General features: G+C 58.5%; 23 protein-coding genes. 10 read left to right on the top strand and 13 right to left on the bottom strand.

The window, feature by feature from the left end; translation table 11 throughout:
* Window positions 1-4: 4 nt before the first annotated feature.
* Window positions 5-3,055, bottom strand: a complete 3,051-nt coding sequence (fdnG, locus tag SK53_RS20555; protein WP_156174858.1) for a formate dehydrogenase-N subunit alpha — start codon at window positions 3,053-3,055, stop codon at window positions 5-7.
* 371 nt (window positions 3,056-3,426) lie between these two features.
* On the opposite strand from fdnG, the gene fdhD reads away from it, so the two are divergent.
* Together fdhD and SK53_RS20540 are read left to right on the top strand one after the other, a co-directional pair.
* Window positions 3,427-4,263 (top strand): formate dehydrogenase accessory sulfurtransferase FdhD, encoded by an 837-nt coding sequence (gene fdhD, locus SK53_RS20545; RefSeq protein WP_003861964.1) that lies wholly within the window; start codon window positions 3,427-3,429, stop codon window positions 4,261-4,263.
* 114 nt (window positions 4,264-4,377) lie between these two features.
* On the top strand, window positions 4,378-4,590 hold the full coding sequence (locus SK53_RS20540; RefSeq protein ID WP_003861966.1) for a YdgH/BhsA/McbA family protein: 213 nt from the start codon (window positions 4,378-4,380) through the stop codon (window positions 4,588-4,590).
* A 39-nt stretch (window positions 4,591-4,629) separates the two neighbouring features.
* Here the strand turns inward: SK53_RS20540 and SK53_RS20535 are convergent, their stop codons facing one another.
* A complete protein-coding gene (locus SK53_RS20535; protein WP_003861969.1) occupies window positions 4,630-4,953 on the bottom strand; it encodes an AzlD domain-containing protein in 324 nt (107 codons plus the stop codon).
* Complete coding sequence (locus SK53_RS20530; RefSeq protein WP_022652076.1) at window positions 4,953-5,612, bottom strand: AzlC family ABC transporter permease; 660 nt, start codon at window positions 5,610-5,612, stop codon at window positions 4,953-4,955. The genes SK53_RS20535 and SK53_RS20530 overlap by 1 nt, the downstream gene beginning before the upstream one ends.
* A 103-nt stretch (window positions 5,613-5,715) precedes the next feature.
* Here SK53_RS20530 and SK53_RS20525 point away from each other — a divergent pair, with 103 nt between their 5' ends.
* The 4 genes from SK53_RS20525 (at window position 5,716) to SK53_RS20510 (ending at window position 10,828) form a co-directional block, all read left to right on the top strand.
* Window positions 5,716-6,264, top strand: a complete 549-nt coding sequence (locus SK53_RS20525; RefSeq protein WP_003861973.1) for a helix-turn-helix domain-containing protein — start codon at window positions 5,716-5,718, stop codon at window positions 6,262-6,264.
* Window positions 6,265-6,281: 17 nt separating this feature from the next.
* The gene (locus SK53_RS20520) at window positions 6,282-7,277 is read left to right on the top strand and encodes a LacI family DNA-binding transcriptional regulator (RefSeq protein ID WP_003861974.1); all 996 of its coding nucleotides are present in this window, start codon (window positions 6,282-6,284) and stop codon (window positions 7,275-7,277) included.
* A gap of 105 nt (window positions 7,278-7,382) precedes the next feature.
* Window positions 7,383-9,506 (top strand): alpha-galactosidase, encoded by a 2,124-nt coding sequence (locus SK53_RS20515; protein ID WP_032608117.1) that lies wholly within the window; start codon window positions 7,383-7,385, stop codon window positions 9,504-9,506.
* A 44-nt stretch (window positions 9,507-9,550) separates the two neighbouring features.
* A complete protein-coding gene (locus SK53_RS20510) occupies window positions 9,551-10,828 on the top strand; it encodes an MFS transporter (protein WP_048209945.1) in 1,278 nt (425 codons plus the stop codon).
* Here SK53_RS20510 and rhaM read toward each other — a convergent pair.
* The 9 genes from rhaM to rhaB all read right to left on the bottom strand — a co-directional run bounded on the left by rhaM (window position 10,816) and on the right by rhaB (window position 20,678).
* A complete protein-coding gene (rhaM, locus tag SK53_RS20505; protein WP_022652074.1) occupies window positions 10,816-11,130 on the bottom strand; it encodes an L-rhamnose mutarotase in 315 nt (104 codons plus the stop codon). The genes SK53_RS20510 and rhaM overlap by 13 nt on opposite strands.
* Window positions 11,127-12,275 carry a lactaldehyde reductase gene (gene fucO / locus SK53_RS20500; protein ID WP_048209944.1) on the bottom strand — a complete coding sequence of 383 codons (1,149 nt, stop codon included), beginning with the start codon at window positions 12,273-12,275 and terminating at the stop codon, window positions 11,127-11,129. The genes rhaM and fucO overlap by 4 nt, the downstream gene beginning before the upstream one ends.
* Window positions 12,276-12,372: 97 nt before the next feature.
* Complete coding sequence (locus tag SK53_RS20495; protein ID WP_003861982.1) at window positions 12,373-13,377, bottom strand: ABC transporter permease; 1,005 nt, start codon at window positions 13,375-13,377, stop codon at window positions 12,373-12,375.
* On the bottom strand, window positions 13,374-14,378 hold the full coding sequence (locus SK53_RS20490; RefSeq protein ID WP_048209943.1) for an ABC transporter permease: 1,005 nt from the start codon (window positions 14,376-14,378) through the stop codon (window positions 13,374-13,376). The genes SK53_RS20495 and SK53_RS20490 overlap by 4 nt, the downstream gene beginning before the upstream one ends.
* A complete protein-coding gene (locus SK53_RS20485; RefSeq protein ID WP_048209942.1) occupies window positions 14,379-15,881 on the bottom strand; it encodes a sugar ABC transporter ATP-binding protein in 1,503 nt (500 codons plus the stop codon).
* 75 nt (window positions 15,882-15,956) lie between these two features.
* On the bottom strand, window positions 15,957-16,943 hold the full coding sequence (gene rhaS, locus SK53_RS20480; protein ID WP_003861987.1) for a rhamnose ABC transporter substrate-binding protein: 987 nt from the start codon (window positions 16,941-16,943) through the stop codon (window positions 15,957-15,959).
* Between the two features lie 82 nt (window positions 16,944-17,025).
* Window positions 17,026-17,856 (bottom strand): rhamnulose-1-phosphate aldolase, encoded by an 831-nt coding sequence (rhaD, locus tag SK53_RS20475; protein ID WP_003861989.1) that lies wholly within the window; start codon window positions 17,854-17,856, stop codon window positions 17,026-17,028.
* Window positions 17,857-17,952: 96 nt separating this feature from the next.
* Window positions 17,953-19,212: an L-rhamnose isomerase gene (gene rhaA / locus SK53_RS20470; protein ID WP_003861990.1), complete on the bottom strand. Its 1,260-nt coding sequence runs from the start codon at window positions 19,210-19,212 to the stop codon at window positions 17,953-17,955.
* A complete protein-coding gene (rhaB, locus tag SK53_RS20465; protein WP_048209941.1) occupies window positions 19,209-20,678 on the bottom strand; it encodes a rhamnulokinase in 1,470 nt (489 codons plus the stop codon). The genes rhaA and rhaB overlap by 4 nt, the downstream gene beginning before the upstream one ends.
* Window positions 20,679-20,979: 301 nt before the next feature.
* Between rhaB and rhaS (SK53_RS20455) the strand changes: the two genes are divergently transcribed.
* Both rhaS (SK53_RS20455) and rhaR read left to right on the top strand, forming a co-directional pair.
* The gene (gene rhaS, locus SK53_RS20455) at window positions 20,980-21,816 is read left to right on the top strand and encodes an HTH-type transcriptional activator RhaS (protein WP_048209940.1); all 837 of its coding nucleotides are present in this window, start codon (window positions 20,980-20,982) and stop codon (window positions 21,814-21,816) included.
* A gap of 73 nt (window positions 21,817-21,889) precedes the next feature.
* On the top strand, window positions 21,890-22,738 hold the full coding sequence (gene rhaR, locus SK53_RS20450) for an HTH-type transcriptional activator RhaR (RefSeq protein WP_003861996.1): 849 nt from the start codon (window positions 21,890-21,892) through the stop codon (window positions 22,736-22,738).
* Here rhaR and rhaT read toward each other — a convergent pair whose 3' ends face one another.
* Entirely contained in the window at window positions 22,739-23,773 is a 1,035-nt protein-coding gene (gene rhaT / locus SK53_RS20445) for an L-rhamnose/proton symporter RhaT (protein ID WP_048209939.1), read from the bottom strand.
* A 288-nt stretch (window positions 23,774-24,061) separates the two neighbouring features.
* On the opposite strand from rhaT, the gene sodA reads away from it, so the two are divergent.
* Together sodA and yiiM are read left to right on the top strand one after the other, a co-directional pair.
* Window positions 24,062-24,682 (top strand): superoxide dismutase [Mn], encoded by a 621-nt coding sequence (gene sodA, locus SK53_RS20440; RefSeq protein ID WP_003861999.1) that lies wholly within the window; start codon window positions 24,062-24,064, stop codon window positions 24,680-24,682.
* A gap of 66 nt (window positions 24,683-24,748) precedes the next feature.
* Complete coding sequence (gene yiiM, locus SK53_RS20435) at window positions 24,749-25,423, top strand: 6-hydroxyaminopurine reductase (protein WP_003862001.1); 675 nt, start codon at window positions 24,749-24,751, stop codon at window positions 25,421-25,423.
* The last annotated feature ends 18 nt before the right edge of the window (window positions 25,424-25,441 follow it).

The raw sequence follows: 25,441 nt of genomic DNA, 5'->3' as shown, positions 1-25,441 counted from the left end.
TCCGTTACACCTTTTCCACGTTCACGAGGAAGGCCTTAAACTCCGGCGTCTGCGTGTTCGCATCACCGACGAACGGCGTCAGGGTGTTCGCAATGAACCCTTTCTTCGCCACGCCCTCATAACCCCAGTGAATCGGGATGCCGATGGTATCCACCTGCTGACCGTGAACGTTCAGCGTGCGAATACGCTTGGTCACCACCGCCTTGGCTTTGATGTAGCCGCGGTTAGAGGAGACCTTCACGGTATCGCCATGGGCAATGCCGAGTTTGTTCGCCAGCTTCTCGCCGATCTCCACAAACTGTTCCGGCTGCGCGATGGCATTCAGCAGCGCGTGCTTGGTCCAGTAGTGGAAGTGTTCGGTCAGACGGTAAGTGGTGCCGACATACGGGAACTTGTCCTTTTTACCCAGCGCTTCAAAATCGCCCTTGAAGATACGGGCTGCCGGGTTAGAGACCACGTTCGGGTGCAGCGGGTTAGTACCCAGCGGCGTCTCAAACGGCTCGTAGTGTTCCGGGAATGGCCCTTCCGCCATCTTATCGATAGCAAACAGACGGCCCATCCCTTCAGGCTGCATGATAAACGGCCCGACATCGCTGCCTGGTGCGGCAGTGCTGTAGTCCGGAATATCCACGCCGCCCCATTTCGCGCCGTCCCACTTCAGAAGCTGACGCTTCGGATCCCACGGGTTGCCCTGCGGATCAGCGGAGGCACGGTTATAGAGGATGCGGCGGTTAAGCGGCCACGCCCATGCCCAGCCCAGCGTATTACCGAGGCCCGACGGGTCGGCGTTATCGCGGTTGGCCATCTGGTTGCCTTTCGGCGTCCAGCTCCCGGCAAAGATCCAGCAGCCGCTGGAGGTCGTACCGTCATCGCGCAGGTGCGCGAAGGTGCTGAGCTGATCGCCTTTCTTCGCCAGCACCGCACCGGTCGCCGGGTCGATAACGTCCGCCAGCGCCTTACCGTTGCTCTCCATGGCCACTTCTTCCGGCGCTGGGTTTTCCGGCGTCGAGTAGTTCCAGGTCATGTTCAGTACCGGCTCAGGCGTTGCGCCGCCCTCAGAGGCGTACATCTTACGCAGGCGTAAGAAGATGCCGGCCAGGATCTCGCCGTCGTTCAGGGCGATGCCCGGGGCGTCTGCGCCTTTCCAGTGCCACTGCAACCAGCGGCCGGAGTTGACGATAGACCCGTTCTCTTCCGCGAAGCAGGTGGACGGCAGACGGAACACTTCGGTCTGAATCTTCGACGGATCGACGTCGTTCGACTCACCGTGGTTCTGCCAGAACGTAGACGTTTCGGTATTGAGCGGGTCAATCGTCACCAGGAACTTCAGCTTCGACAGAGACTCGACAACCTTGTTCTTGTTCGGGAACGATGCCACCGGGTTAAAGCCCTGGCAGATATAGCCGTTGACCTGGCCCTGGTGCATCATTTCGAAGTACTGAAGTACGTCGTAACCTTTGTCCCACTTCGGCAGCCAGTCAAAGCCCCAGCTGTTTTCCGCCGTCGCCTTGTCGCCGTAGAAGGCTTTCATCAGCGAGACGAAGAACTTCGGATAGTTGCCCCAGTAGTTCACCTGGCCTTCGAGCAGCGGTTTTGGCGTGCTGGCCGTCAGGTAGGTTTGCAGGTCAGTCTGTTTCTCGCTCGGCAGGTTCATGTAACCCGTCAGGCTCTGAGACAGCAGGCCGAGGTCGGTCAGACCCTGAATGTTGGAGTGACCGCGCAGGGCGTTCACGCCGCCGCCTGCCATCCCCATGTTGCCGAGGAGCAGCTGAACCATCGCCATGGTGCGGATGTTCTGCGCGCCGATGGAGTGCTGCGTCCAGCCGAGCGCATACAGGAACGACGCGGTTTTATCTTTCGCGCTGGTTTCCGCAATCAACTCGCACACCTTCAGGAAATCCGCTTTCGGCGTCCCACAGATGTTTTCGACAACCTCCGGCGTGTAGCGGGAAACGTGCTCTTTCAGCAGGTTCCACACGCAGCGCGAGTGTTGCAGGGTGGTGTCGCGCTTCGCAAAGCCGTTTTCGTCCAGCTCGTAGTTCCAGCTGGTTTTGTCGTACTTGCGTTTTTCGGCGTCGTAACCGCTGAACAGGCCATCTTCGAAGCTGTAATCCTCACGCACGATCAGGCTGGCGTTGGTATAGGCTTCGGTGTACTCGCGGTTATATTTTTCGTTGGTCATCAGGTACAGCAGTACGCCTGACAGGAAAGTGATGTCAGTACCTGAACGAATAGGGGTGTAGAAATCCGCCACTGACGCTGTACGCGTAAAGCGGGGATCGATCACAATCAGCTTCGCGCCGTTGTGGATTTTGGCTTCCATCGCCCAGCGGAACCCGACAGGGTGCGCTTCAGCGGCGTTACCGCCCATCACCACAATAAGGTTGGCGTTCTTGATGTCGACCCAGTGGTTGGTCATCGCACCGCGACCAAATGTTGGAGCAAGACTTGCTACCGTTGGTCCGTGTCAGACACGCGCCTGGTTGTCGACCGCGAGCATACCGAGTGCGCGCGTAAATTTCTGGGTTAAATAGCCGGTTTCGTTACTGGACGCTGAAGCACACAGCATGCCGGTGGAGAGCCAACGGTTAACGGTGGTGCCTTCGGCATTCTTCGCGATAAAGTTGGCATCGCGGTCTTCTTTCATCAGCTTAGCGATGCGATCGAACGCTTCTTCCCAGCTGATTTGCTGCCATTTGTCAGAGCCGGGAGCGCGATACTCAGGAAACTTCAGGCGGCTTTCGGAGTGGATAAAATCTACCAGACCGGCCCCTTTCGGACAGAGTGCACCACGGTTTACCGGGTGATCCGGATCGCCTTCGATGTGGAAAATAGATGCTTTGGCGTTTTTCGCACCGTCGCCGAGGCTATACATTAACAGCCCACAGCCGACGGAGCAGTACGTACAGGTGTTACGGGTTTCGCGGGTGCGCAGCAGTTTATACTGCCGTGTTTCCGCCAGCGCTACACCGGGCGCAAAGCCCAGTGCCGCCGCCGTGGTGCCTGCCATACCGCCAGCGCAGATCTTAAAGAACTGCCTTCTGCTGACCTGCATGGGTCACTCCTTGGTTCATTACGACATTGCTATGTAGTTTTACTCTGCGGTTGAGAATTAACCGCAAAGGAGAAAAATTTGCGTTAATCCCTCATTTCTCCGAGGGATAAGCCCAGAATACCACAATGTCGGTACGCCTGTTCCAACGGGGTTAAAACAAAGTGAATGTATTATCACGGCATTGATTATAAAATGTGATATCAATCACATTTTACCCTGTGCATGTTAAAGAGGTGTAGCAGGTGATCGGTTGCACCCCTCCGTATTGAGTAGGAGAATGGTTGCTGAAAAGTTGATCCATACTATGCGTAAGGCCTGCCGTTTGTGTTGCAATAGCAGGCTCACTTCCGTGGTTGTTCAGGAATACCGTTGTGTCTAAACAAAACCGTGTTGCCCACGCGTCGCCACTGCCTGCGGGTATTGTGGAACTGTCGGTACACAGACCGCCTCACATTTCACATGCCACGCCGGATTTTCTGGCGGAAGAGGTCCCCGTTGCCCTGGTTTACAACGGTATTTCGCATGTGGTGATGATGGCCTCGCCGAAAGATCTGGAGCTGTTCGCCATAGGTTTTTCCCTCTCGGAAGGCATCATTGCGCATCCGCAGGAGATCTACGGCATGGATGTGGTTCATGCCTGTAATGGTCTTGAAGTGCAAATCGAACTCTCCAGCCGCCGCTTTATGGGGCTGAAAGAGCGCCGCCGGGCGCTGGCCGGACGTACCGGCTGCGGCGTGTGCGGCGTTGAACAGCTTAACGATATCGGCAAACCCATTATCCCGCTGCCGTTCACCCAGACGTTCAATCTGGCGCACCTTGATCGGGCGCTTGAGCACCTGAACGACGTGCAACCCATCGGTCAGCTCAGCGGCTGTACCCACGCGGCGGCATGGATATTGCCGTCAGGCAACATTGCCGGCGGTCATGAAGATGTGGGCCGCCACGTCGCGCTGGATAAGCTTTTAGGTCGCCGCGCTCGGGAAAGCAACGTCTGGCAGCAGGGCGCGGCGTTAGTCTCCAGCCGCGCCAGCTATGAGATGGTGCAAAAGTCCGCCATGTGCGGCGTGGAAATTCTGTTTGCGGTGTCAGCGGCAACCACGCTGGCGGTGGAAGTGGCGGAGCGCTGCAACCTGACGCTGGTGGGGTTCTGCAAGCCGGGTAGAGCAACTATTTACACCCATCCGCAGCGATTGATAGTTGATCAGTAATTTTGAATGAGTATAGCAAATCCTTCCGCTTTTAGTTGTTCATGATGAGGTCTAATATTTATCTCATCAAGGCACAGCGCCTTATCTAAACAACTTAACGAAAGGGTTTATCTCATGAAAAGCATCAAAACTTTTGTCGCAGTAATCGCTCTGGCTACCTCTTTTGGTTCTTTCGCTGCGCAGACAGTGACCGCATCCGCCTCTACCCTGGATGGTGCAGAAGCTAAAATCGCTGCACAGGCTCAGGAAGCGGGCGCGTCATCCTACAAAATTACCCAGGCATTCACCGGTAACCGCGTACACATGACCGCTGAACTGAACAAATAATTCCGCTATACCGTCGAAAGAGCGCCCCTGGGGCGCTTTTTAGTTTATGCCTGCCAGACGCAGCAGTGCGGTCACCACCGCCGCCGCGACGATCACCACAATTAACGGCATTTTGCGCCAGGCCAGAAACACCGCGAACCCCACGCCCAGCACACGTGCCATCCCGGCAAAATGGTCCCCTTCATAAAACGTTGTCGCCAACGCGACGGAGAACAGCAAAACGGTAGCCGCGTCTGAAAGCAGCGCCTGCGACCGTTCTGAAAGCGCCAGCCGGTTGCCAAGCTTCGCTCCGCCAAGACGCATCAGATAGGTTCCGGCAGAAAGAATGGCGATGCCGAGAATAAAGACCGTCATGTTTTCCATTATTTTTTCCTCGCGGCAAGGCCGAGCAAAGAGAGCAGTACCGGCAGACCCACCGGCGCAAACGGTACGGCGGCCAGCGACAACACTGCGCCGCTACAGGCGCGGATCAGCGTGGTACGGTTTTTAAATGCCGGCACCACTAACGCCAGCAGGATCGCCGGGAACACCGCGTCCAGCCCGATGGTTTCCGGGTCTGGCAGCAGCTTGCCGACCATCGCCCCCAGTACCGCCCCCAGCGGCCAGATAATTGCCACGCCCAGGCCGCACAGCCAGTAGGCCGCTTTACGCTGCTCGGCGGTTTTTTGCGAAAGGCCGAACACCACGCTTTCATCGTTCATAATATGACAGCCCAGAAAGCTCAGGCCGCGCTTGCCCACCAGGTCACGCACCGTTACGCCGAACGGCACATGGCGCGCGTTTACCAGTAAACCGGCCGCGGCCGCTGCCAGCGGATTGCCGCCGCTTGCCACGATGCCAATAAACATAAACTCGGATGCGCCTGCCAGCACCGTGAGGGAGAGGACAAACGGCACCCACAGCGGGAAACCGTAGGCCATCGCCAGTGAGCCATAAGACATGCCGACTACGCCCACCGCGAGGCAGACCAGGACGATCGCTTTTATCGTGTCGCCTTTCAGACAGGAGAGGTGTTTCTTCATACCATTTTAGCCATATCGAACGTATTTCCATTATAATGAACGCATCAAAATCGTTTTACAAGGCGAACGATTCGTTCGTTATAGAGAGAAAGAGGCCGTTTTTATGACGCAGCCAATCAGCGTGATCGCCAAAAGCCTGGTACGAGAACGCCTGCGAACCGGGCTCTCACTGGCGGAAATTGCCCGCCGTGCCGGGATCGCCAAATCCACGCTTTCACAACTGGAGTCTGGCAACGGCAATCCTAGCCTGGAAACGCTGTGGTCGCTTTGCGTGGCGCTGGATATTCCGTTTGCCCGGTTACTGGAGCCGCAGCAACCCGTCACGCAGGTGATCCGCCGCGGCGAGGGCACAAAAGTCGTCGCCGGGCAGGCGAACTACGAGGCGATTTTGCTCGCGGCGTGTCCGCCGGGCGCGCGTCGTGATATCTATCTGCTGCTGACTCAGCCGGGGGCAGACCGTATTTCCCAGCCCCATCCGCCTGGTTCGGTTGAGCATATTATCGTGACCCAGGGGCGGGCGATGGTCGGTCTGATCGACGCGGCGGAAGAACTCGGCCCGGGAGATTACATTTGCTACCCTGCTGACCAGCCGCATATCTTTAAGGCGCTGGAGCCCGATACGCACGCGCTGCTGGTGGCGGAACAAAACTAAAGAAGATACGGAAAATCATGTCGCTTAAAGCCATTGCCAAAGAACTGGGGCTGTCTGTTACCACCGTCAGCCGCGCCCTCAACGGATATGACGACGTTTCTGCTGAGACGCGCGCCCGCGTGGAAGCGGAGGCCCAGCGCCGTGGCTACCGACCAAATACCTTTGCCCGTCGCCTGAAGATGGGCAAAATCGACGCCGTCGGGCTGGTATTTCCGGTGCATCCTGTTCCGCTCAATAACAGCGTTTTTATGGACATGGTCGGCGAAATTAGCCACGAACTGGCGCGACATGAGATTGACCTGCTGCTCATCGCTGACGACGATCTGGCGGACAAACACAGCTATATGCGCATGGTGCAGAGCCGACGCGTGGATGCGCTGATAGTGGCGCATACGCTGGATCACGATCCGCGTCTTGAGCAGCTTCAGGCCGCCGGGTTTCCGTTTCTGGCGCTAGGCCGCAGCCAGCTCCCGCAGCCGTACGCGTGGTTCGATTTCGACAACTATGCCGGTACGTATCAGGCCACCCGCTGGCTGATCGAGAAAGGCCATCAGCGCATTGCGCTGCTGGGCGAAAGCAACAACCAGGCATTCATCACCCAGCGCCGCCAGGGCTACCTGGACGCGCTGCGGGAAGCCGGACTTTCCAGCGAATGGCTGCGCGCCATGCCTCCTTCGCGCCGCGTGGGTTATGCCACCACGCAAGAACTTCTCTCCCTGCCGCAGCCGCCCACGGCCATCATTACCGACTGCAACACCCACGGCGACGGCGCAGCGATGGCCCTGGCGCAGATGGGACGCTTAACCGGTGAAAATGCCGTCTCGCTGGTGGTCTATGACGGCTTACCGCAGGACAGCATTGTCGATATCGACGTCGCGGCGGTGATCCAGTCTACCCGTCAGGGCGTCGGGAAACAGATTGCCGATATGGTGCGCCAGCTGATTAACGGCGACGACATTGACACCCTTCAGGTGCTCTGGCAGCCAGAATTCTCCCCAGGCCAGACGGCCTAATCACACGAAAAATTCCAAACCCGATCACAGATCCGAAACGTTTTGGTTTGTATCCGAAACGTTTCGGATCAAAACTCAGGACATCCCGATGACAGGAGATGTCCGATGCAAGATGCCATTTTTCGACTTGAAAGCAATACGGTTGACGTGGTGCTAAAAACCCACCCGTTCGCCGAAATTCTCTACTGGGGGCCGCACCTTCAGCACTTCTCGCCGCAGGATGTCCTGAGTATTGCGCGCCCGGTTGCTAACGGCAGGCTGGACGTCGACTCCCCCGTCACGCTGATGGCAGAGCTGGGGCATGGGCTGTTTGGCTCGCCGGGCATCGAGGGGCATCGCCAGGGGCTGGACGGATCGCCGGTATTTAAAACCACGCAGGTGCAGCAGGCGTTAAACGCCCTGACAATCACTGCTGAAGACGAGCATGCAGGCTTGCGCCTGACCAGTGAAATAACGCTGGATGCCAGCGGCGTACTGGTGGTGCGCCATGGGTTAACCAACCTCAAAACGCTGGCGTGGCAGGTGGATCGCTTTGCCGTGACGCTGCCGGTGGCCGAACGCGCGCAGGAGGTGATGGCCTTCCACGGACGCTGGATCAGGGAGTTTCAGCCGCACCGCGTTACGCTTGAGCACGACAGCTTCGTGATTGAAAACCGCCGGGGTAAAACCTCCCACGAACATTTCCCGGCACTGATTTCAGGTACGCCGTCATTCAGTGAAATGCACGGCCACGTCTGGGGTGTGCATCTGGGCTGGAGCGGCAACCACCGCCTGCGCGCAGAGGCGAAAACCGATGGCCGCCGCTATATGCAGGCCGAAGCGCTCTACCTGCCGGGTGAAATGGCGATTGAAGAGGGGGAAACGCTCTGGACGCCGCGCCTGTATGCCAGCCACTCCCCGCACGGGCTGAACGGCATGAGCCAGCAGTTCCACCGCTACCTGCGCGATAACGTTATCCGCTTCCCGGAAGATAAACCGCGCCCGGTGCATCTCAACACCTGGGAGGGGATCTACTTCGACCACGATCCGGACTACATCATGCGCATGGCCGACGAGGCCGCAGCGCTGGGCGTGGAGCGCTTTATCATTGACGACGGCTGGTTCAAAGGCCGCAACGACGACCACGCCGCGCTGGGCGACTGGTATCTGGACGAGAAAAAATACCCGAACGGCCTTAAGCCGGTGATCGATCACGTTAAACAGCTCGGCATGGAGTTTGGTATCTGGGTTGAGCCGGAGATGATTAACCCGGATTCCGATCTGTACCGCGCGCACCCTGACTGGGTGCTGGCGCTGCCGGGCTACGCCCAGGCGACCGGGCGACACCAGCTGGTGCTCAATCTTAATATTCCTCAGGCCTTTGATTATCTGGTCGAGCGCATGAGTTGGCTGCTGGGCGAACACGCGGTCGACTACGTGAAATGGGACATGAACCGCGAGCTGGTGCAGCCAGGGCACAAGGGCAAAGCCGCCGCCGACGCCCAGACGCGCCAGTTTTATCGCCTGCTGGACGTGCTGGGCGAGCGTTTCCCGCACATTGAGTTTGAATCCTGCTCCTCCGGCGGCGGGCGAATCGATTATGAAGTGCTGACCCGCTGCCACCGCTTCTGGGCGTCCGACAATAACGACGCGCTGGAGCGCAACACTATCCAGCGCGGCATGAGCTACTTCTTCCCGCCGGAGGTGATGGGGGCGCATATCGGTCATCATAAATGTCACGCTACCTTCCGCCAGCACAGCATTCAGTTCCGCGGGCTGACGGCGCTGTTTGGTCACATGGGGCTGGAGCTGGATCCGCTCACCGTCGACGCGCAGGAGCGTGAAGGCTATCGACATTACGCCGCGCTGTATAAGCGGTGGCGCGGGGTCATTCATCACGGCACCCAGTGGCGCGTGGATATGCCGGACGCCACCACCCTGGCGCAGGGTATAGTGAGCGAAGACAAGACGCAGGGGCTGTTTTTGGTCAGCCAGCTCGCGATGCCGGATTACACCCTGATGATGCCGCTGCGCATGCCGGGGTTAGACGCCAGCGCGCAGTACCGCATCACGCTGCTCGATCACCCGAACATTCAGATTACGGGCGAGGGCGGGCACACCATGCGCAAGCTGCCGGCGTGGATGGACGCGCCGCAAACGGTAAGCGGTGAATGGCTGATGCAGGCGGGTATTGCGCTGCCGATTCTGGATCCGGAAACCACCATTCTGATTGGTGTGGAACGCGTGTAAGGGTGACGGGCCGGGCAACCGGCCCTCCGTTGAGGATAAAAATAATGAACACAACAACCTGTACCCACAAAGACAACCCTAACTTCTGGATCTTCGGGCTGTTCTTCTTTCTCTACTTCTTCATCATGGCCACCTGTTTTCCGTTCCTGCCGATCTGGCTGTCGGACATCATCGGCCTGAACAAAACCCATACGGGGATTGTTTTCTCCTGCATCTCGCTGTCGGCCATTGCCTTCCAGCCGGTGCTGGGGGTCATTTCGGACAAGCTGGGGCTGAAAAAACATTTGCTTTGGATCATTTCGGTGCTGCTGTTCCTGTTCGCGCCGTTCTTCCTGTACGTCTTCGCCCCGCTGCTGAAAACCAATATCTGGCTGGGGGCGCTGAGCGGTGGGTTGTATATCGGCTTTGTCTTCTCAGCGGGTTCGGGGGCGATTGAGGCCTACATTGAACGCGTGAGCCGCAACAGCTTTTTTGAGTACGGCAAGGCGCGCATGTTCGGCTGTCTCGGCTGGGGGCTGTGCGCCTCAACGGGCGGCATCCTGTTCGGCATCGATCCGTCGTATGTTTTCTGGATGGGATCGGCGGCGGCGCTGTTGCTAATGCTGCTGCTGGTGGTCGCGAAACCGAAGCCCAACCAGACGGCGCAGGTCATGAACGCCCTGGGCGCGAACCAGCGGCAGATCACTGCTAAAACAGTGTTCAACCTGTTCCGCCAGCGCAGAATGTGGATGTTCATCCTGTACGTGATTGGCGTGGCCTGCGTATATGACGTCTTCGACCAGCAGTTTGCTACCTTCTTCAAAACCTTCTTCGCCACGCCGCAGGAGGGGACCCGCGCCTTTGGTTTCGCCACCTCAGCGGGGGAAATCTGTAACGCGATCATCATGTTCTGCTCGCCGTGGATCATTAACCGCATCGGTGCGAAAAACTCGCTGCTGATTGCCGGGGTGATCATGGCGACGCGCATTATCGGATCGTCGTTTGCCACCACCGCCGTGGAGGTGATTGCCCTGAAGATGCTGCACGCGCTGGAAGTCCCGTTCCTGCTGGTGGGGGCATTCAAGTACATCACCGGGGTGTTTGATACGCGCCTGTCGGCCACCATCTACCTGATTGGCTTCCAGTTTGCCAAACAGTCGGCGGCGATCTTCCTCTCCGCCTTTGCCGGAAATATGTATGACCGGGTCGGCTTCCAGGAGACGTATCTGATACTGGGCTGTTTCGTGCTGGCGATCACGGTGGTGTCGGCGTTTACGCTGAGTGGCAGGCGGGAGATTGCTGCTACCGCTGGGGCAGCAGCGTTAACACTTCAGTCCAGGTAAAACACCTCGTTCAGCGCCGCACTCACCGGGCTGTTGTCAGGGTTAGACGGCATAACGTCAGCCATATGTTTCCACCAGCGCTGGCAGACGTCGGTATTCGCTACCGCGTTCCAGCGCTCCTCCGATTCAATCTCCACGGTTGCAAACAGCAGGTTGCGGGCTTTGTCGAGGTAAATGGCGTAGTGGTGCGCACCGTGGGCTTTCAGTACCGCCTCCAGCTCAGGCCAGATCGGGTTGTGGCGACGTGCGTACTCCTCGTGCGCGTCCGGGTTTACCTGCATCACAAACGCTTTGCGGATCATAAAGCCTCCAGGTACAGCTCGCGGACCTCATCGCGGCTGGCGGTGCGCGGGTTACACGGCGCGCACGGGTCGGCGAGAGCTTTATCCAGCCAGCCTTCAATATCGGCTTTGGTCACGCCGAGCTGGCTAAATCCGGACGGAATGCCGACCCGGGCGCTCAGGTCGCGAATCGCCTGAATGGCTGACATGCTGGCCGCTTCATCGCTCATGCCGCGCGTGTCAACGCCCATCGCCTGCGCCACGCGGGCAAATCGGGCAACCGCGTTCGGGCGGTTAAAGTTTTCGATGATCGGCAGCAGAATGGCGTTGCACACGCCGTGCGGCAGGTTGTGCGTCGCGCCCGGCTGGTGCGCCAGGGCATGCACCAGCCCCAGACCGGCGCTGTTAAACGCCATGCCCGCCAGATACTGACCAAAGGCCATCTGCTCGCGCGCTTCCAGGTTGTGACCGTCGTCGACCGCTTTCGGCAGCCAGAGGTTGATCAGGCGAATCGCCTCCAGCGCGTTGGCATCGGTCAGCGGGTGCGCGCCGACGGACACGTAAGCTTCAATGGCGTGGGTCAAGGCATCCATGCCGGTTGCGGCGGTCACGGAGGCCGGAATATCAAGCATCACGCTGGCATCGTCCACGGCGATATCCGGGATGATGTTCGGGTCGATAATCACCTCTTTCACCTGCCGCGCGGCGTCAATGATCACCGCGTTGCTGGTCATCTCCGCTGCCGTGCCTGCGGTGGTGTTGATCGCCACCAGCGGCACGCCCGCGTTTTTCACCTTGCCGACGCCAGAGTAATCGGTTGACGGACCGGGGTTGGCGGAGAGGATTTTGATTGCCTTGGCGGTATCAATCGGGCTGCCGCCGCCAAAGGCAATCAGGTAATCACACTCCGCATCCTGATATGCCGCATAGCCTTTTTGCACCAGCGCTTCCGTCGGATTCGGGAATACCTCATCGAACAGGTGATACGACATCTGATGGGCGTCGAGCGCGGTAAACAGGCTGTCGAGCAGGCCCAGCTTCACCAGCTGACCGTCGGTGACAATCAGCGCTTTTCCCCACTGTTTGTTTGCCACCAGATTGACCATATCGCCGATCGCGCCCGCGCCGTGCAGGCTGATTTTGGGGAGTGCCAACATAAAGCTCATGATAATTCTCCTTAATTACTGTGAATTTTATGCCCGGCGGCGCTGCGCTTGCGCGGGCCTACGGTTAAGCAGGCCGGGTAAACGCAGTGCCACCCGGCTATGAGATCCGTCTTCGCTGCATAATCCGGCGGGTAATAATCGGCAGCGAAATCACTACGATCAGCATCGCGCCGATAATCACCGACATCACAATGCCGGGCACGTTGAGCAGGCTCAGGCCGAAGGTCACCAGCCCCATCAGGAAGGCGGCGATAATCACGCCCACCATGCTGCCGGACCCACCGAGAATATTGACGCCGCCGAGCACCGCCATCGTCACCACCGCCAGCTCCCAGCCCATCGCGATGGTCGGACGGGTGCTGCCCAGACGCGAGGTGAGCAGCACCGACGCCAGGCCGGACATCAGCCCCACCAGCGCGAAGAGGATCAGGTTGTGGCGCTTCACGTTGATGCCGGAGTACCACGCGCCGGTCGGGTTGTTGCCGATGGCGTAGGTGCGGCGGCCAAAGTTGGTACGGTGCAGCACAAAGGCAAACAGAGCGGCCAGGACGATAAACAGCGCGAACTCAAACGACAACGCGCCCCAGACGTAGCCCTGGCCGAACCAGGCAAAGCTCTCCGGGTAGCTGTTCAGCGCCTGGTCCCCGAGCAGGATGTAGGTGATCCCGCGGTACAGGCTCATGGTGCCGATGGTGATGACGATGGACGACAGGTTAAAGCGCGTCACCAGAATGCCGTTGAACAACCCGCACAGTAGCCCGACGCCTAATCCCACGCACACCAGCAGTGGCGTATCGACGCCCGCCGCCGCGCAAAAGCCCATCACCGTGGAGCTGAGCGCGATGGTGGAGGCCACCGACAGGTCAATTTCCCGGGCGATAATCAGCATCGCCATCGGCAACACAATGATCGCTTTTTCCGTGAAGTTGAACGTCGCGTCGGAGAGGTTCCAGATATTGAGGAAGTAGGGCGAGGCGAGCGCGTTCACCACAAACACCGCCAGCGTCACCGCCAGCAGGAAGCCCTCCCAGCACAGCAGACGCTGGAAGATGCCCGGCGCAGAAGTGGGTTTGAACTCTTCAGATGTCATCATTTTGCTCATGGTTTCACCGCCAGTTTCTGACGTGCCAGCGCCGCGTCGCGCAGGATCAGCCTGCCTTTGCGTTTGTTGCCGCGCTCGTTCAGCAGCACAGCGATGACAATGACCGAGCCGGAAATCGCCATCTGCCAGAACGGGGAGACGCCGATCACCGGCAGGGCGTTGTTGATGACGCCAAGGAACAGCGCCCCGAACAGACAGCCGAGCACGCGACCGGTGCCGCCCATGGTGCTGATCCCGCCAATCACGCAGGCTGCCACCACCTGCAATTCAAAACCGTTAGCGACGTCAACATACGCAACGGCAAAGCGCGATATCCACAGGTAGCCGCAGAACCCGGCCAGCAGACCGGAAAGGCAGAAGCTGATGAACTGCATTTTCCCGGCGTTGATCCCGGTGTAGTACGCTGCCGTGGCGTTACCGCCTGCGGTGTAGAGCGCCCGTCCGGTGCGGCTGTAGCGCAGGAAGTAGCCCACCAGCAGCAGTACGGCGATGGCGCACCAGCTCAGCACCGGCAGGCCCAGCACTGACGCACGCGGCAGGCCGAGGAAGTCTGCACCCATCTGGTTGGAGTTCACCCAGCCGCCGCCGGAGAGCAAAAAGATCATTCCGCGGTAGATGCTCATGGTGCCGAGTGTTACCACAATCGCCGGAATGCCCAGCTTCCACATAAGCAGGCCGTTTATCGCGCCCATCAGCAGCCCAAGCGCGCTGGCGAGGATCAGCAGCGCCCAGACGGGCACGTCCGGGTAATGGAAGTTAATCAGGGCGACAATCATCCCGGTCAGGGCCAGATTGGCCGCCATCGACAGGTCGATGCCTTTAGTGAGCAGCACCATCATCTGCCCGAGCGCGAGGACGATCAGAATGGCGGTGTCGTTAAACATCTCCACCAGGTTGCCCGGCGCGATAAACGATGGCACGCGGCTGCCAATGGCGACGATCATCAGGATAATCACCGCGCCCAGCAGGGCTTCGCGGTGTTTTAAGAGTGAGCTAAGCATTTATGCCGCCTCCTGTTTTGCACCGCTGGCGGCGCTGACGATGGTTTCCGCCGTCGCGTCTCCCGCCTGGTATTCGGCCACCATCAGCCCCTCGTGCATGACGATAATGCGATCCGCCATGCCCATCACTTCCGGTAGTTCGGACGAGACCATAATCACCGCCAGCCCCTGACTGACCAGCTCGGACATAAACTGATGAACGGTTGCCTTTGAGCCGATATCGATGCCTTTTGTTGGCTCATCGAGGATGATCACGTCAGGGTGCGTCGCCAGCCATTTGCCGATCACCACCTTTTGCTGGTTGCCGCCAGAGAGGGTCTCCACCGCCTGCTTCCAGCTGAAGGCTTTCACTTGCAGGCGTTTGGCGTACTCGTTCGCCAGTTTCCATTCACGGTCGTCATGCAGCACGCCGTTCGGATTGAGCGTGCTAAGCTGAGGCAGGCTGATGTTCTGGGCAATCGGCAGGGCGATAATCGCCCCCTGTTTCTGCCTTTCTTCCGGCACGCAGACAATACCGGCTTTGATCGCATCCGCAGGCTGGCGGAAGCGCCGGGGCTGTCCGTTGAGGATAATTTCCCCGGACGATGGCCGCGTGACGCCGGAAAGCGCCTGCATCAATTCGGTACGCCCGGCACCCACCAGCCCGTAAAAGCCGAGGATTTCCCCTTTACGCAGGGAGAACGAGATATGCGCAAACTCGGTCGGATGGCAGAGGTTTTGCACCTCCAGCACCGTCTCGCCTTTTTCGCAGTCGATTTTCGGGAAGGTTTGGGTAATGGCGCGCCCGACCATCATCGACACCATCCGCTCCTCGGTGATCTCATTTATTGCCCCTGCACCGACGAACACGCCGTCGCGCAAAATGGTGTAGTGATCGGCCAGCTCAAAAATCTCGTCGAACTTGTGGGAGATAAACAGGATGGCTTTTCCCTCCTGCTTTAAGCGCTCCACAATCTGGTAAAACTCGAGGATTTCATGCTGCGACAACGCCGCCGTGGGTTCGTCGAGGATCACCACCTGCGCCTCAAACGACAGCGCGCGGGCAATCGCCACCATGTGACGCTGGGCGATGCTTAGGGTTTTCAGCGTTGCGCGCGGGTCGATTTGCACCTCAAGGCGGGCGAGAATAGCCTGCGCCCGGCGGTGCATTTCCGGCCAGTCGAGCTTTTTCAGGAAGCCTTTGTGAAGGTACTGACCAACAAAGATATTTTCGGTGACCGAGAGTTCATCAAACAGGACGGTTTCCTGGTGTATGGCGGTGATACCCATTTTATGCGCCGACTCCGGCGTTGGAAGGTGAACGGGGATCGCCTTGTAGAGAATTTCGCCCTCGTCGGGCTGGTATATGCCGGTCATCACTTTGACCAGCGTCGACTTGCCCGCGCCGTTTTCGCCGATAAGCGCCGTCACTTTGCCGGGCCACAGCGCAAGCTGCACGTTCTCAAGAGCACGTACGCCGGGGAACACCTTGGTGATGCCAGAAAGCTGTAGCAATGGGGTCATGATAGTTCTCCGTTTGGTTCACCCTCACCCCGACCCCCTCCCTTTGGGAGAGGGCTAGGGTGAGGGGGGAAAGGATCAAAAGATTTTCGAGAACTTATCAATATTGCTGGCATCGTAGACGAACGGCTCGGCCATCGCGCCGTTGCCGTCCGCATCCAGCTTCACTTTGCCCAGTTTGCCCATGCTGGCCTCACCTTTCGTGGCCGTGCCTTTCACCAGATCGTCCGCTAAGTAAGTCGCGGCATAGCCCAGGTCAATCGGGTTCCAGATGGCAAAGCTCTTGCTCGCGCCGGATTTCACCGCGCCCGCCATCTCAGACGGCAGGCCTAAACCGGTGACGTACACTTTGCCAATCTTGCCCTGGTCCTTCACCGCCTGCGCGGCAGCCACAATGCCCACGGACGACGGCGAGACGATGACTTTCAGCTCCGGGTAGGTTTTCAGCAGGCCGACCGCTTCGCGGTAGCTTTTGTCAGAGAGATCGTCTCCGTAGGCCACGGTCACCAGATTGACGGACGGGTACTTCGGCAGCACCTTTTTCATCTCCGCAATCCAGGTGTTCTGGTTGGTGGAGGTTGGCGTGGCGCTCAGCACCGCTACTTCGCCCTTCTCCACGTTCAGCGCTTTCAGGGCATCGGCGGCGAGCTTGACGTTGGTTTCGCCAATCAGGGCGTTATTGGACGGGTTGAGATGGATCTGACGCCCGGCTTTCGCCACCCCGGAATCCCACGACACAACCTTAATGCCGCGCTGCATCGCTTTTTTCAGCACCGGCACGACGGCGTCCGGATCGTTCGCGGAAATTGCGATCGCATCCACGCCCTGGGCGATCAGCCCGTTCAGCACCTCGATCTGCGCTTCCGCCGTGGTGGTGGTCGGGCCGGTATAAATCACTTTTACATCGCCTAACTCTTTGGCCGCCTCCTGCGCGCCGACGTTCGCTGCCTCGAAGAATCCATTCCCTAAGGACTTCGCCACCAGGGCGATTTTCACTTCTGCTAAAGCGGAACCGGACAACGCCAGAGCGGCAACGGTGAGGATCAAGCTTGCTTTTATTTTCATTGCTTTTACTCCACTGACTTGAGTTAGTTGTAGGGATTGCAGGTGGTTTTCGCCCCGTCTCGGTGAGCGGGGCGCGATGTTGTTATTGGTACAGATCTAACGCCGACTGCATCGGGGTGACGCCAAAGCGTTTGCCCAGGGCAATCAGCTCTTCCCGGGTGATGGTCTGCTTCATGCCGCCCATGGAATAGACCTTCACCAGCACCTCCGCGGATTTCTCGGCGGTGTCGATCAGGCCGAAGGTTTCATCCAGTGTCGGGCCGCTGCCGAAGACGCCGTGGAACGGCCACAGCACCAGTGAGTGCTTCTGCATGTCCGTCGCGGTCGCCTGGCCGATTTCGTCGGTACCCGGCACCATCCACGGCAGAATGCCGACGCCGTCCGGGAACACCACCAGACACTCGGTGCTGCCTTCCCACAATTTGCGGGTGAAGAAATCAGAATTATTTTCCAGCACGTAGGTCAGGGCGATCAGGTTGGTGGCGTGGCAGTGCATGATTACGCGGTCCTTGCCATTGGTCGCCTTAATGCGCTCGCAGTGGGAGAGGAAGTGCGCCGGCAGTTCGGATGTGGGTACCGCGTCGTCCGTCAGTCCCCAGAGAATGTGGTAACCCGCGCCGTCGCTGTCCACCTTCACCACGCCGAGGTTGGCTTCCGGGTCCAGCTGTACGTTGCGGAAAAACTTCCCGGAACCGGTGACGATAAACGGCGTGTTGGCGAGCAGCGGCATCGGCTGGCTCAGGGCGATATAGCGCGGCTTCTGGTGGAAATCGGAGGCAAATGGCTCGATATCCGCGTCGTCCAGGCGTAGCGTCAGGTTGCCGCCGTTGCGCTCATCCCAGCCCTTCAGCCAGGCGTCGGAGGTGGCTTTGATCATGCCCTGGACGAACCAGGAGGTGGTGATGGTCTGCATACTGTAGTTCCTTTGAAAATGCCGGGTGGCGTTACGCTTACCCGGCCTGGTCTTATCTGTAGGCCCGGCAAGCAACGCGCCGCCGGGCGATGTTTTTTACTGACGAGCGGCAAGAACCTCTTTCTCATACGCCCGCACGTTATCCAGCCACTGGCTGCCCGCAGGTGCATCGTGACGCTGGCAGTACATCTCCCACACCGCCTGCCACGGCAGGGATTTCTGCTCTTCCAGCAGCGCCAGGCGCGCGGTGTAGTCGCCGTTTTCTTCCAGCTGTTTCAGGGCGGCGACAGGCTCCAGCAGCGCGCGCAGCAGGGCTTTCTTCATGTTACGGGTGCCGATAACCCACGCCGCGATGCGGTTGATGGAGGCGTCGAAGAAGTCGAGGCCGATATGTACGCGGTCAAAGAGGTTGTGGCGGATGATTTCGCTGGCAATGGCCTGGGTTTCGTCATCCAGCAGCACCACGTGGTCGCTGTCCCAGCGCACCGGGCGGCTGACGTGCAGCAGCAGGCGCGGCACGTAGAGCATGGCGGCGGAGATCTTGTCGGAGATGACTTCCGTTGGGTGGAAGTGGCCGGCATCCAGGCACAGCGCGGTCTGGCGGCTGGTGGCATAACCCATGTAGAACTCGTTTGAGCCCACGGTGTAGCTCTCTGCGCCAATGCCGAACAGCTTGCTCTCGACGGCGTCGATGTGGTGCGCCGGGTCTAGCTTCTCGCTGATGGCTTCATCCAGCGCGGCCAGCAGGCGCTGACGCGGGGCCAGTCGGTCTACGGTGATGTCCTTCATGCCGTCCGGGATCCAGATATTCATTACCGATGGCGTGCCAAGCTGCTCGCCAAAATAAGCCGAGACGCGGCGGCTGGCTTTGACATGGTCGATCCAGAACTGGCGGATTTCATCGTTGGCATGCGCAAGGGTAAACCCGTCCGCGCTCAGCGGGTGCGAGAAGCAGGACGGGTTAAAATCCAGACCCAGCCGGTTGGCTTTCGCCCACGCCACCCAGTTCGTAAAGTGTTCCGGTTTGATTTCGTTACGCGCGACCGGCTCATCGGATTCGAGATAAATGGCGTGCAGGTTCAGGCGCTTTGGCCCGGGGATCAGGCTCAGCGCCAGCTCCAGATCCGCACGCAGTTCGGTGGCGTTGCGCGCTTTGCCAGGATAGTTACCCGTGGCCTGAATACCCCCCGTCAGGGAACCGCCCGGGTTCTCGAAACCGGCGACATCATCACCCTGCCAGCAGTGCATGGAGACGGGCAGACGATCGAGCTGGCGCAGCGCCTCTTCGACATCCACGCCGACGGCGGCGAAACGCTGTTTAGCCAGGTCCCAGGCTTGTTCAAGTTGAGTGGTCATGCGCAAAGCTCCTTAGTCAGTCGTTTTTGCTGAAACTGCGCCCGGTAGCGGGCAATTTCATGGCAGGGATGGGGGGTGAAGGTGGTCAGGCTGTTATTCGCCGTCACCACCGAACGGAAATCGTCGACGTTGGACAGTTCGTCCAGGGTCATCAGCTGAATGCCGATATTGCCGAGCGTGGAGGCTTCAATCGGACCTGCCACCACGGTAATGCCGCATGCATCCGCGCAGAGCTGGTTCAGCAGTTGGTTCTGGCAGCCGCCGCCCACGATATGCAGTTGTGTGAACGGTTTGCCGCGAAGGTCAGCCAGCTCGCTCAGGATGTCGGCATACAGCAGGGCGAGACTGTCAAAAATGCAGCGTGCCAGCTCGGCGGGGCGGGAAGGTACCGGCTGCCCCGCTTCAAAACAGGCGGCCTGGATTTCGGCGCTCATGTGCGCCGGGTTGATAAAGCGGTCATCGTTCGGGTTAATAAGGAAGGTACAGGCCTTCAGCGTTTCGGTTTCGGCGATAAGCTCGGGCAGGTCGGTGATGTTCTGCTCTTTCAGCACCCGCTGGAGCAGCCACAGGCCCATGATGTTCTTCAGCACCCGGTAGCGCCCTTCGGCACCGCCTTCGTTGGTGATGTTCGCGGCCAGCGCGGCATCGCTGGTGTAGGGCGTTTTGCTCTCAAAGCCCATCAGCGACCAGGTGCCGGATGAGAGGTAGGCCGCATCTTTGCCGGCGAGCGGCGAGGCAATGACCGCGCTCGCGGTGTCGTGGCTGGCGACGGCGACAACGGGGATTTTATTCCCCTGCGGGCAAAGCCAGTGGCCGATCACATTGCCCGGATGGGTTGGCGCGCCAAACCAGGACGGCGAGGCGCCCGTCCAGGCCAGCAGATGTTCATCCCAGTTATCGGTGTTGATGTTGACCAACTGCGTGGTGGTGGCGTTGGTGTATTCCCAGTTCATGTTGCCGGTCAGACGGTAGCTTAAGTAGTCCGGGATCAGCAGCGCATGCGCCACCTTTTCGACCAGCTCTGGCTGTTGCTCAACCAGCGCGCGCAGCTGATACAGCGTGTTAAACGGCAGAAACTGAATGCCGCTGCGACCATAGATGTTCTCCTTGCCAAGCTGGGCGATGGCGTGCGCCATTTGCCCATCGGTGCGGCTGTCGCGGTAGGAGACGGGCAGGCCGACGCGTTCGCCGTGACGGTCCAGCAGTACGTAATCCACACCCCAGGTATCAATGCCGATACTGTCGATGCGAATACCGTCTTCGCAGACGTTGTGAAGTCCGGTGCGGATCTCTGCTTCCAGGGCGTCGATATCCCAGGTAACAAAACCGTCCTGTTTTTGCAGACAATTGGCGAAACGGTGCATTTCGCGAAGCGTAAGGGTGTGCAGGTCGCAGTCCCAGGTGGCGAGCATTACACGGCCGCTGGATGCGCCTAAATCGACAGCCACACAATGGCGAAAAGTCATGGTCGGATCCTTTCTTAAGTCATTAGCGAGGAGTGTAAGAAAGGGAAGAAATAGCCACCTTCTCGCCACTGACAGCCCAAATCTCGCGCTGGCAAGAAAGCAAAGATGAACGTGAGGGAGTTCACAGTTTCCAGTAATGGCGGGGTTTGCAGGCAGTGTGACGCTGACCGCATTTCCCGATCTTTCCGCCTGTTTCTTGAAAAACCGACAGCTTTTGCGCGGTTTGCTGTCAAAAATTTAAGGTGAGCGTGAAAGGCCTTAATTACTATTTTGAGAACTTTTCTCATTGGTGGGGGCCGTTATGACCGTACTGCACAGCGTCGATTTTTTTCCTACGGGGGCTTCGCCGGTCGCGATTGAGCCACGGCTGCCTCAGGCTGCGTTCCCGGAGCATCATCATGATTTTCATGAAATTGTGATTGTTGAGCACGGAACGGGCATCCACGTGTTTAACGGTCAGCCGTATACCATCAGCGGCGGTACGGTGTGCTTCGTGCGCGATCACGACAGGCACCTGTATGAACATACCGACAACCTGTGCCTGACCAATGTGCTCTATCGTTCTCCGGATGCGTTCCAGTTTCTCTCCGGGCTGAATCAGCTGTTGCCGCAGGAGAAGGACGGCCATTATCCGTCGCACTGGCGGGTGAATCAGTCCACGTTGCAGCAGGTGCGTCAGCTGGTGAGCCAGATGGAGCAGAGCCAGGATGGACAGGAGACGCACGCCATTGCTACCCGCGAGCTGCTGTTTATGCAGCTGCTGGTGCTGCTGCGGCGCAGCAGCCTGGTGGAAGGGCTGGAAAATAACGACGCGCGCCTGAATCAGCTGATGGCATGGCTGGAAGATCATTTCGCCGAAGATGTCTGCTGGGAAACGCTGGCGGATGACTTTTCGCTCTCGCTGCGCACGCTGCATCGTCAGCTCAAGCAGCATACCGGCCTGACGCCGCAGCGTTACCTTAACCGTCTGCGCCTGATCAAAGCGCGTCACCTTTTACGTCATACCGACGAAAGCGTCACCGATATCGCCTATCGCTGCGGTTTCGGCGACAGTAACCACTTTTCGACGCTGTTTCGCCGGGAGTTTAGCTGGTCGCCGCGCGATATTCGTCAGGGGAAAGACGCGTTGCTTCAGTAACGCGAGGGCAGTCACCGTTTTTTTGCTGCAAAAAGGCTAATAATGTCCGGTTATTCGCCGTAGAGGTTGTGGTGTGGCTGCTCAGCTCATTCTTCGCAAAGATGATTTTTTTGCCTCCGCGAGTCAGGCCGTCGCGGTGGCCGACCGCTACCCGCAAAACGTCTTCGCCGAGCACACCCACGAGTTTTGCGAGCTGGTGCTGGTGTGGCGGGGCAATGGCCTGCACGTCCTCAACGACCGTCCCTACCGCATCACGCGCGGAGACCTGTTCTACATCCGCGCTGAAGACAAACACTCCTACGCCTCGGTTAACGATCTGGTGTTGCAGAACGTCATCTATTGCCCCGACAGACTTAAACTGAATGTCGACTGGGCGGGCAATATCCCCGGTTTTCATGATGCCAGAGGCGAACCGCACTGGCGCTTAAGCAGCAACGGCATGGCTCAGGTGCGCCAGACGATTTCCCAGCTGGAGCAGGAGAGCCAGAAGAGCGATCCGGTGGCAAACCAGATGTCGGAGCTGCTTTTCGCCCAGCTGGTGATGACCCTGAAGCGCCATCGTTACGCTACGGATAATCCCTCTGCCACCATGCAGGAAGCGTTGCTGGATAAGCTCATCACCCGGCTTGCGGGCAGTCTGAACAAGAGTTTCGTGCTGGAAAAATTCTGCGAGCAGGAGCAGTGCAGCGAGCGCGCGCTGCGCCAGCAGTTCCGCACCCAGACGGGGATGACGGTAAACCACTATCTGCGCCAGCTGCGCATCTGCCACGCCCAGTACCTGTTACAGCATACGGAGCTGATGGTGAGTGAAGTGGCGATGCGCTGCGGCTTTGAGGACAGTAACTACTTCTCGGTGGTGTTTAACCGTGAGGTGGGGATGACGCCGGTTCAGTGGCGTCATCGCAGTCGAAAGGCAGCGTAATCAGTTCGCCATGCCGAGGCCGACGATATTGGCCGCAATGATAATCACCACGCAGCCCAGGCTCAGCACGCCAACCGGACGACGCCCGGCGTTGTTCCACTCTTTCAGCACCAGCCCAACCAGCCCGCCGCACAGCACGTAGAAGCTCATGTGCAGCATCCAGCTCATGTAGTCATACTGCGCCGGAATACTGGCGTGACCCCAGGCGTAGAAGAAGAATTGCAGATACCACATCAGGCCGCCAAGGGCGGAGAGCAGGACGTTGGTGACGATCAGCGGTTTTGCCAGCGAGAAGTCGGCTTTTACCGACAGGTTGTTCACTTTTGCCAGACGAATAAAGCAGAAGCCGAGGTTTACCAGCGCGCCGCCGCCCATGATCACCACGTAGCTTGGCAGGGCAACGTACAGCGGATCGACGCCCAGCGCCGCAGCGGCGTCGTGCATCGGTTTGGCGGCATTCATGGCGAACGACATGCCCGCCGAGAAGATGCCGCACATCACCGCCAGCAGCAGCCCTTTCTTCAGGTTGAACTCTTCGGCTTTGATGCCCATCTTGCGTTCTTTCAGCTGGCCCGCGCGGGTGACGATGCCCACGCCGATCACCGCCACCAGCACGCCCAGCAGGGTCATTCGCCCTCCCTGGGTGTTGATCAGCACATCGAAGTTGCCGTTGAGGATTGGCGTCATCAGGGTGCCAACAATCAACGTTATGCCAATCGCGATGCCAATCCCCATCGACATGCCGAGGTAGCGCATGGTGAGGCCGTAGTTGATATTACCGATGCCCCACATCGCGCCGAACAGGAATATCGGCAGCAGGGTGGAGGCGTTGAAGGAGGAGAAGTAGCCCCAGAAATCGGGCAGCAGCATGGCGCTGATTGTCCACGGCAAAATCAGCCAGGACACGGTACCGCCAACGGACCACATGGTTTCCCATGACCAGCCTTTCACCTTTTTAAACGGGGCATAGAAACAGGCTGCACTGGCCGCGCCTATCAAATGCCAGAAGATACCCATCGTAATCGCATGATTCATTTTTACATCCTCATCGTTTTTATAGCCGGAGGCTTCCCGCCGACTTGATGAGTGTAAAAATGAGGCGGTTTGGGAACCTTCAGAAGGTTGCCGCACTTTTGTTCAGGATGGCAATCAGCACGTTAAACACGTGAGCAGACTCACAATTTTGTCATTTATCAAAAACCGAATAACCTTATAAAAACTACGGCATTGATAATCATTTTCAATATCATTTAATTAACTATAATGAACCAACTGCTTACGCGGCATTAACAGCTGTGCCGCCCGACAATAATGGAGAGGATTATGAGTTATACACTGCCATCCCTGCCGTATGCCTACGACGCACTGGAACCGCATTTCGACAAGCAGACGATGGAAATCCATCACACTAAACACCACCAGACCTACGTGAACAACGCGAACGCCGCGCTGGAAAGCCTGCCTGAGTTCGCTAATCTGCCTGTTGAAGAGCTGATCACCAAGCTGGACCAGCTGCCGGCAGACAAGAAAACCGTGCTGCGCAACAACGCGGGCGGTCACGCTAACCACAGCCTGTTCTGGAAAGGCCTGAAAACCGGCACCACCCTTCAGGGCGACCTGAAAGCGGCTATCGAGCGTGACTTCGGTTCCGTTGACAACTTCAAAGCGGAATTCGAAAAAGCCGCTGCAACCCGTTTCGGCTCTGGCTGGGCGTGGCTGGTCCTGAAAGGTGACAAACTGGCGGTCGTTTCTACCGCTAACCAGGACTCCCCGCTGATGGGTGAAGCTATCTCTGGCGCATCCGGCTTCCCAATTCTGGGTCTGGACGTGTGGGAACACGCTTACTACCTGAAGTTCCAGAACCGTCGCCCTGACTACATCAAAGCCTTCTGGGATGTAGTGAACTGGGACGAAGCAGCAGCGCGTTTCGCCGCTAAAAAATAAGGTTGCATTGACGCCTGTGAGAAGCGAGTCTGATGACTCGCTTTTTTTGTATCTGAAGGAGTGGAGATGCATTACCCGGTGAATGTGTTTACAGGCAAGGTAAGGGAGTACGAAGGCAGCCGCCCGAGTGCCATCGCCAAAGTGCAGGTCGACGGTGAGCTGACGTTGACCGATCTCGGGCTTGCGGGTGACCAGCAGGCTGAAAAGAAAATCCACGGCGGGCCCGATCGCGCGCTGTGCCATTATCCGCGCGAGCACTATCAGCACTGGAAAACCGAATTTCCTGAACAGGCTGACCTCTTCGTCGCCCCCGCGTTTGGCGAAAATCTCTCAACGGAGGGGCTGACGGAGAAGAACGTCTTTATCGGCGATATTTACCGCTGGGGCGATGCTTTGATTCAGGTCACCCAGCCGCGCTCACCGTGCTTTAAGCTTAATTACCATTTCGGCATTCAGGATATGTCGGCCCAGTTGCAAAACGCGGGTAAAACCGGCTGGCTGTATCGCGTTGTGCAGGCGGGACAGGTTTCGGCGGATGCGCCGCTTGAGCTGGCTTCGCGTTTGAGTGAGGTGTCGGTGTACGAGGCCTGCGCAATTGCCTGGCATATGCCGTTTGATGACGATCAGTATCACCGTCTGCTGTCAGCGGCGGGATTATCCACCAGCTGGACCAGAACGATGCAGAAGCGGCGGATAAGCGGCAAGATCGAGAGCAGTTCGCGGAGATTATGGGGGAAATAGTTCCCGCAGAAAGTAGGC

This window comes from Enterobacter sp. MGH119 (genome assembly GCF_001037675.1).
GTDB classification, from domain to species: Bacteria; Pseudomonadota; Gammaproteobacteria; order Enterobacterales; family Enterobacteriaceae; genus Enterobacter; species Enterobacter hormaechei_C.
The sequence above is the reverse complement of the archived record's forward strand: the minus strand, read 5'-3'. Positions and strand labels throughout refer to the sequence as shown.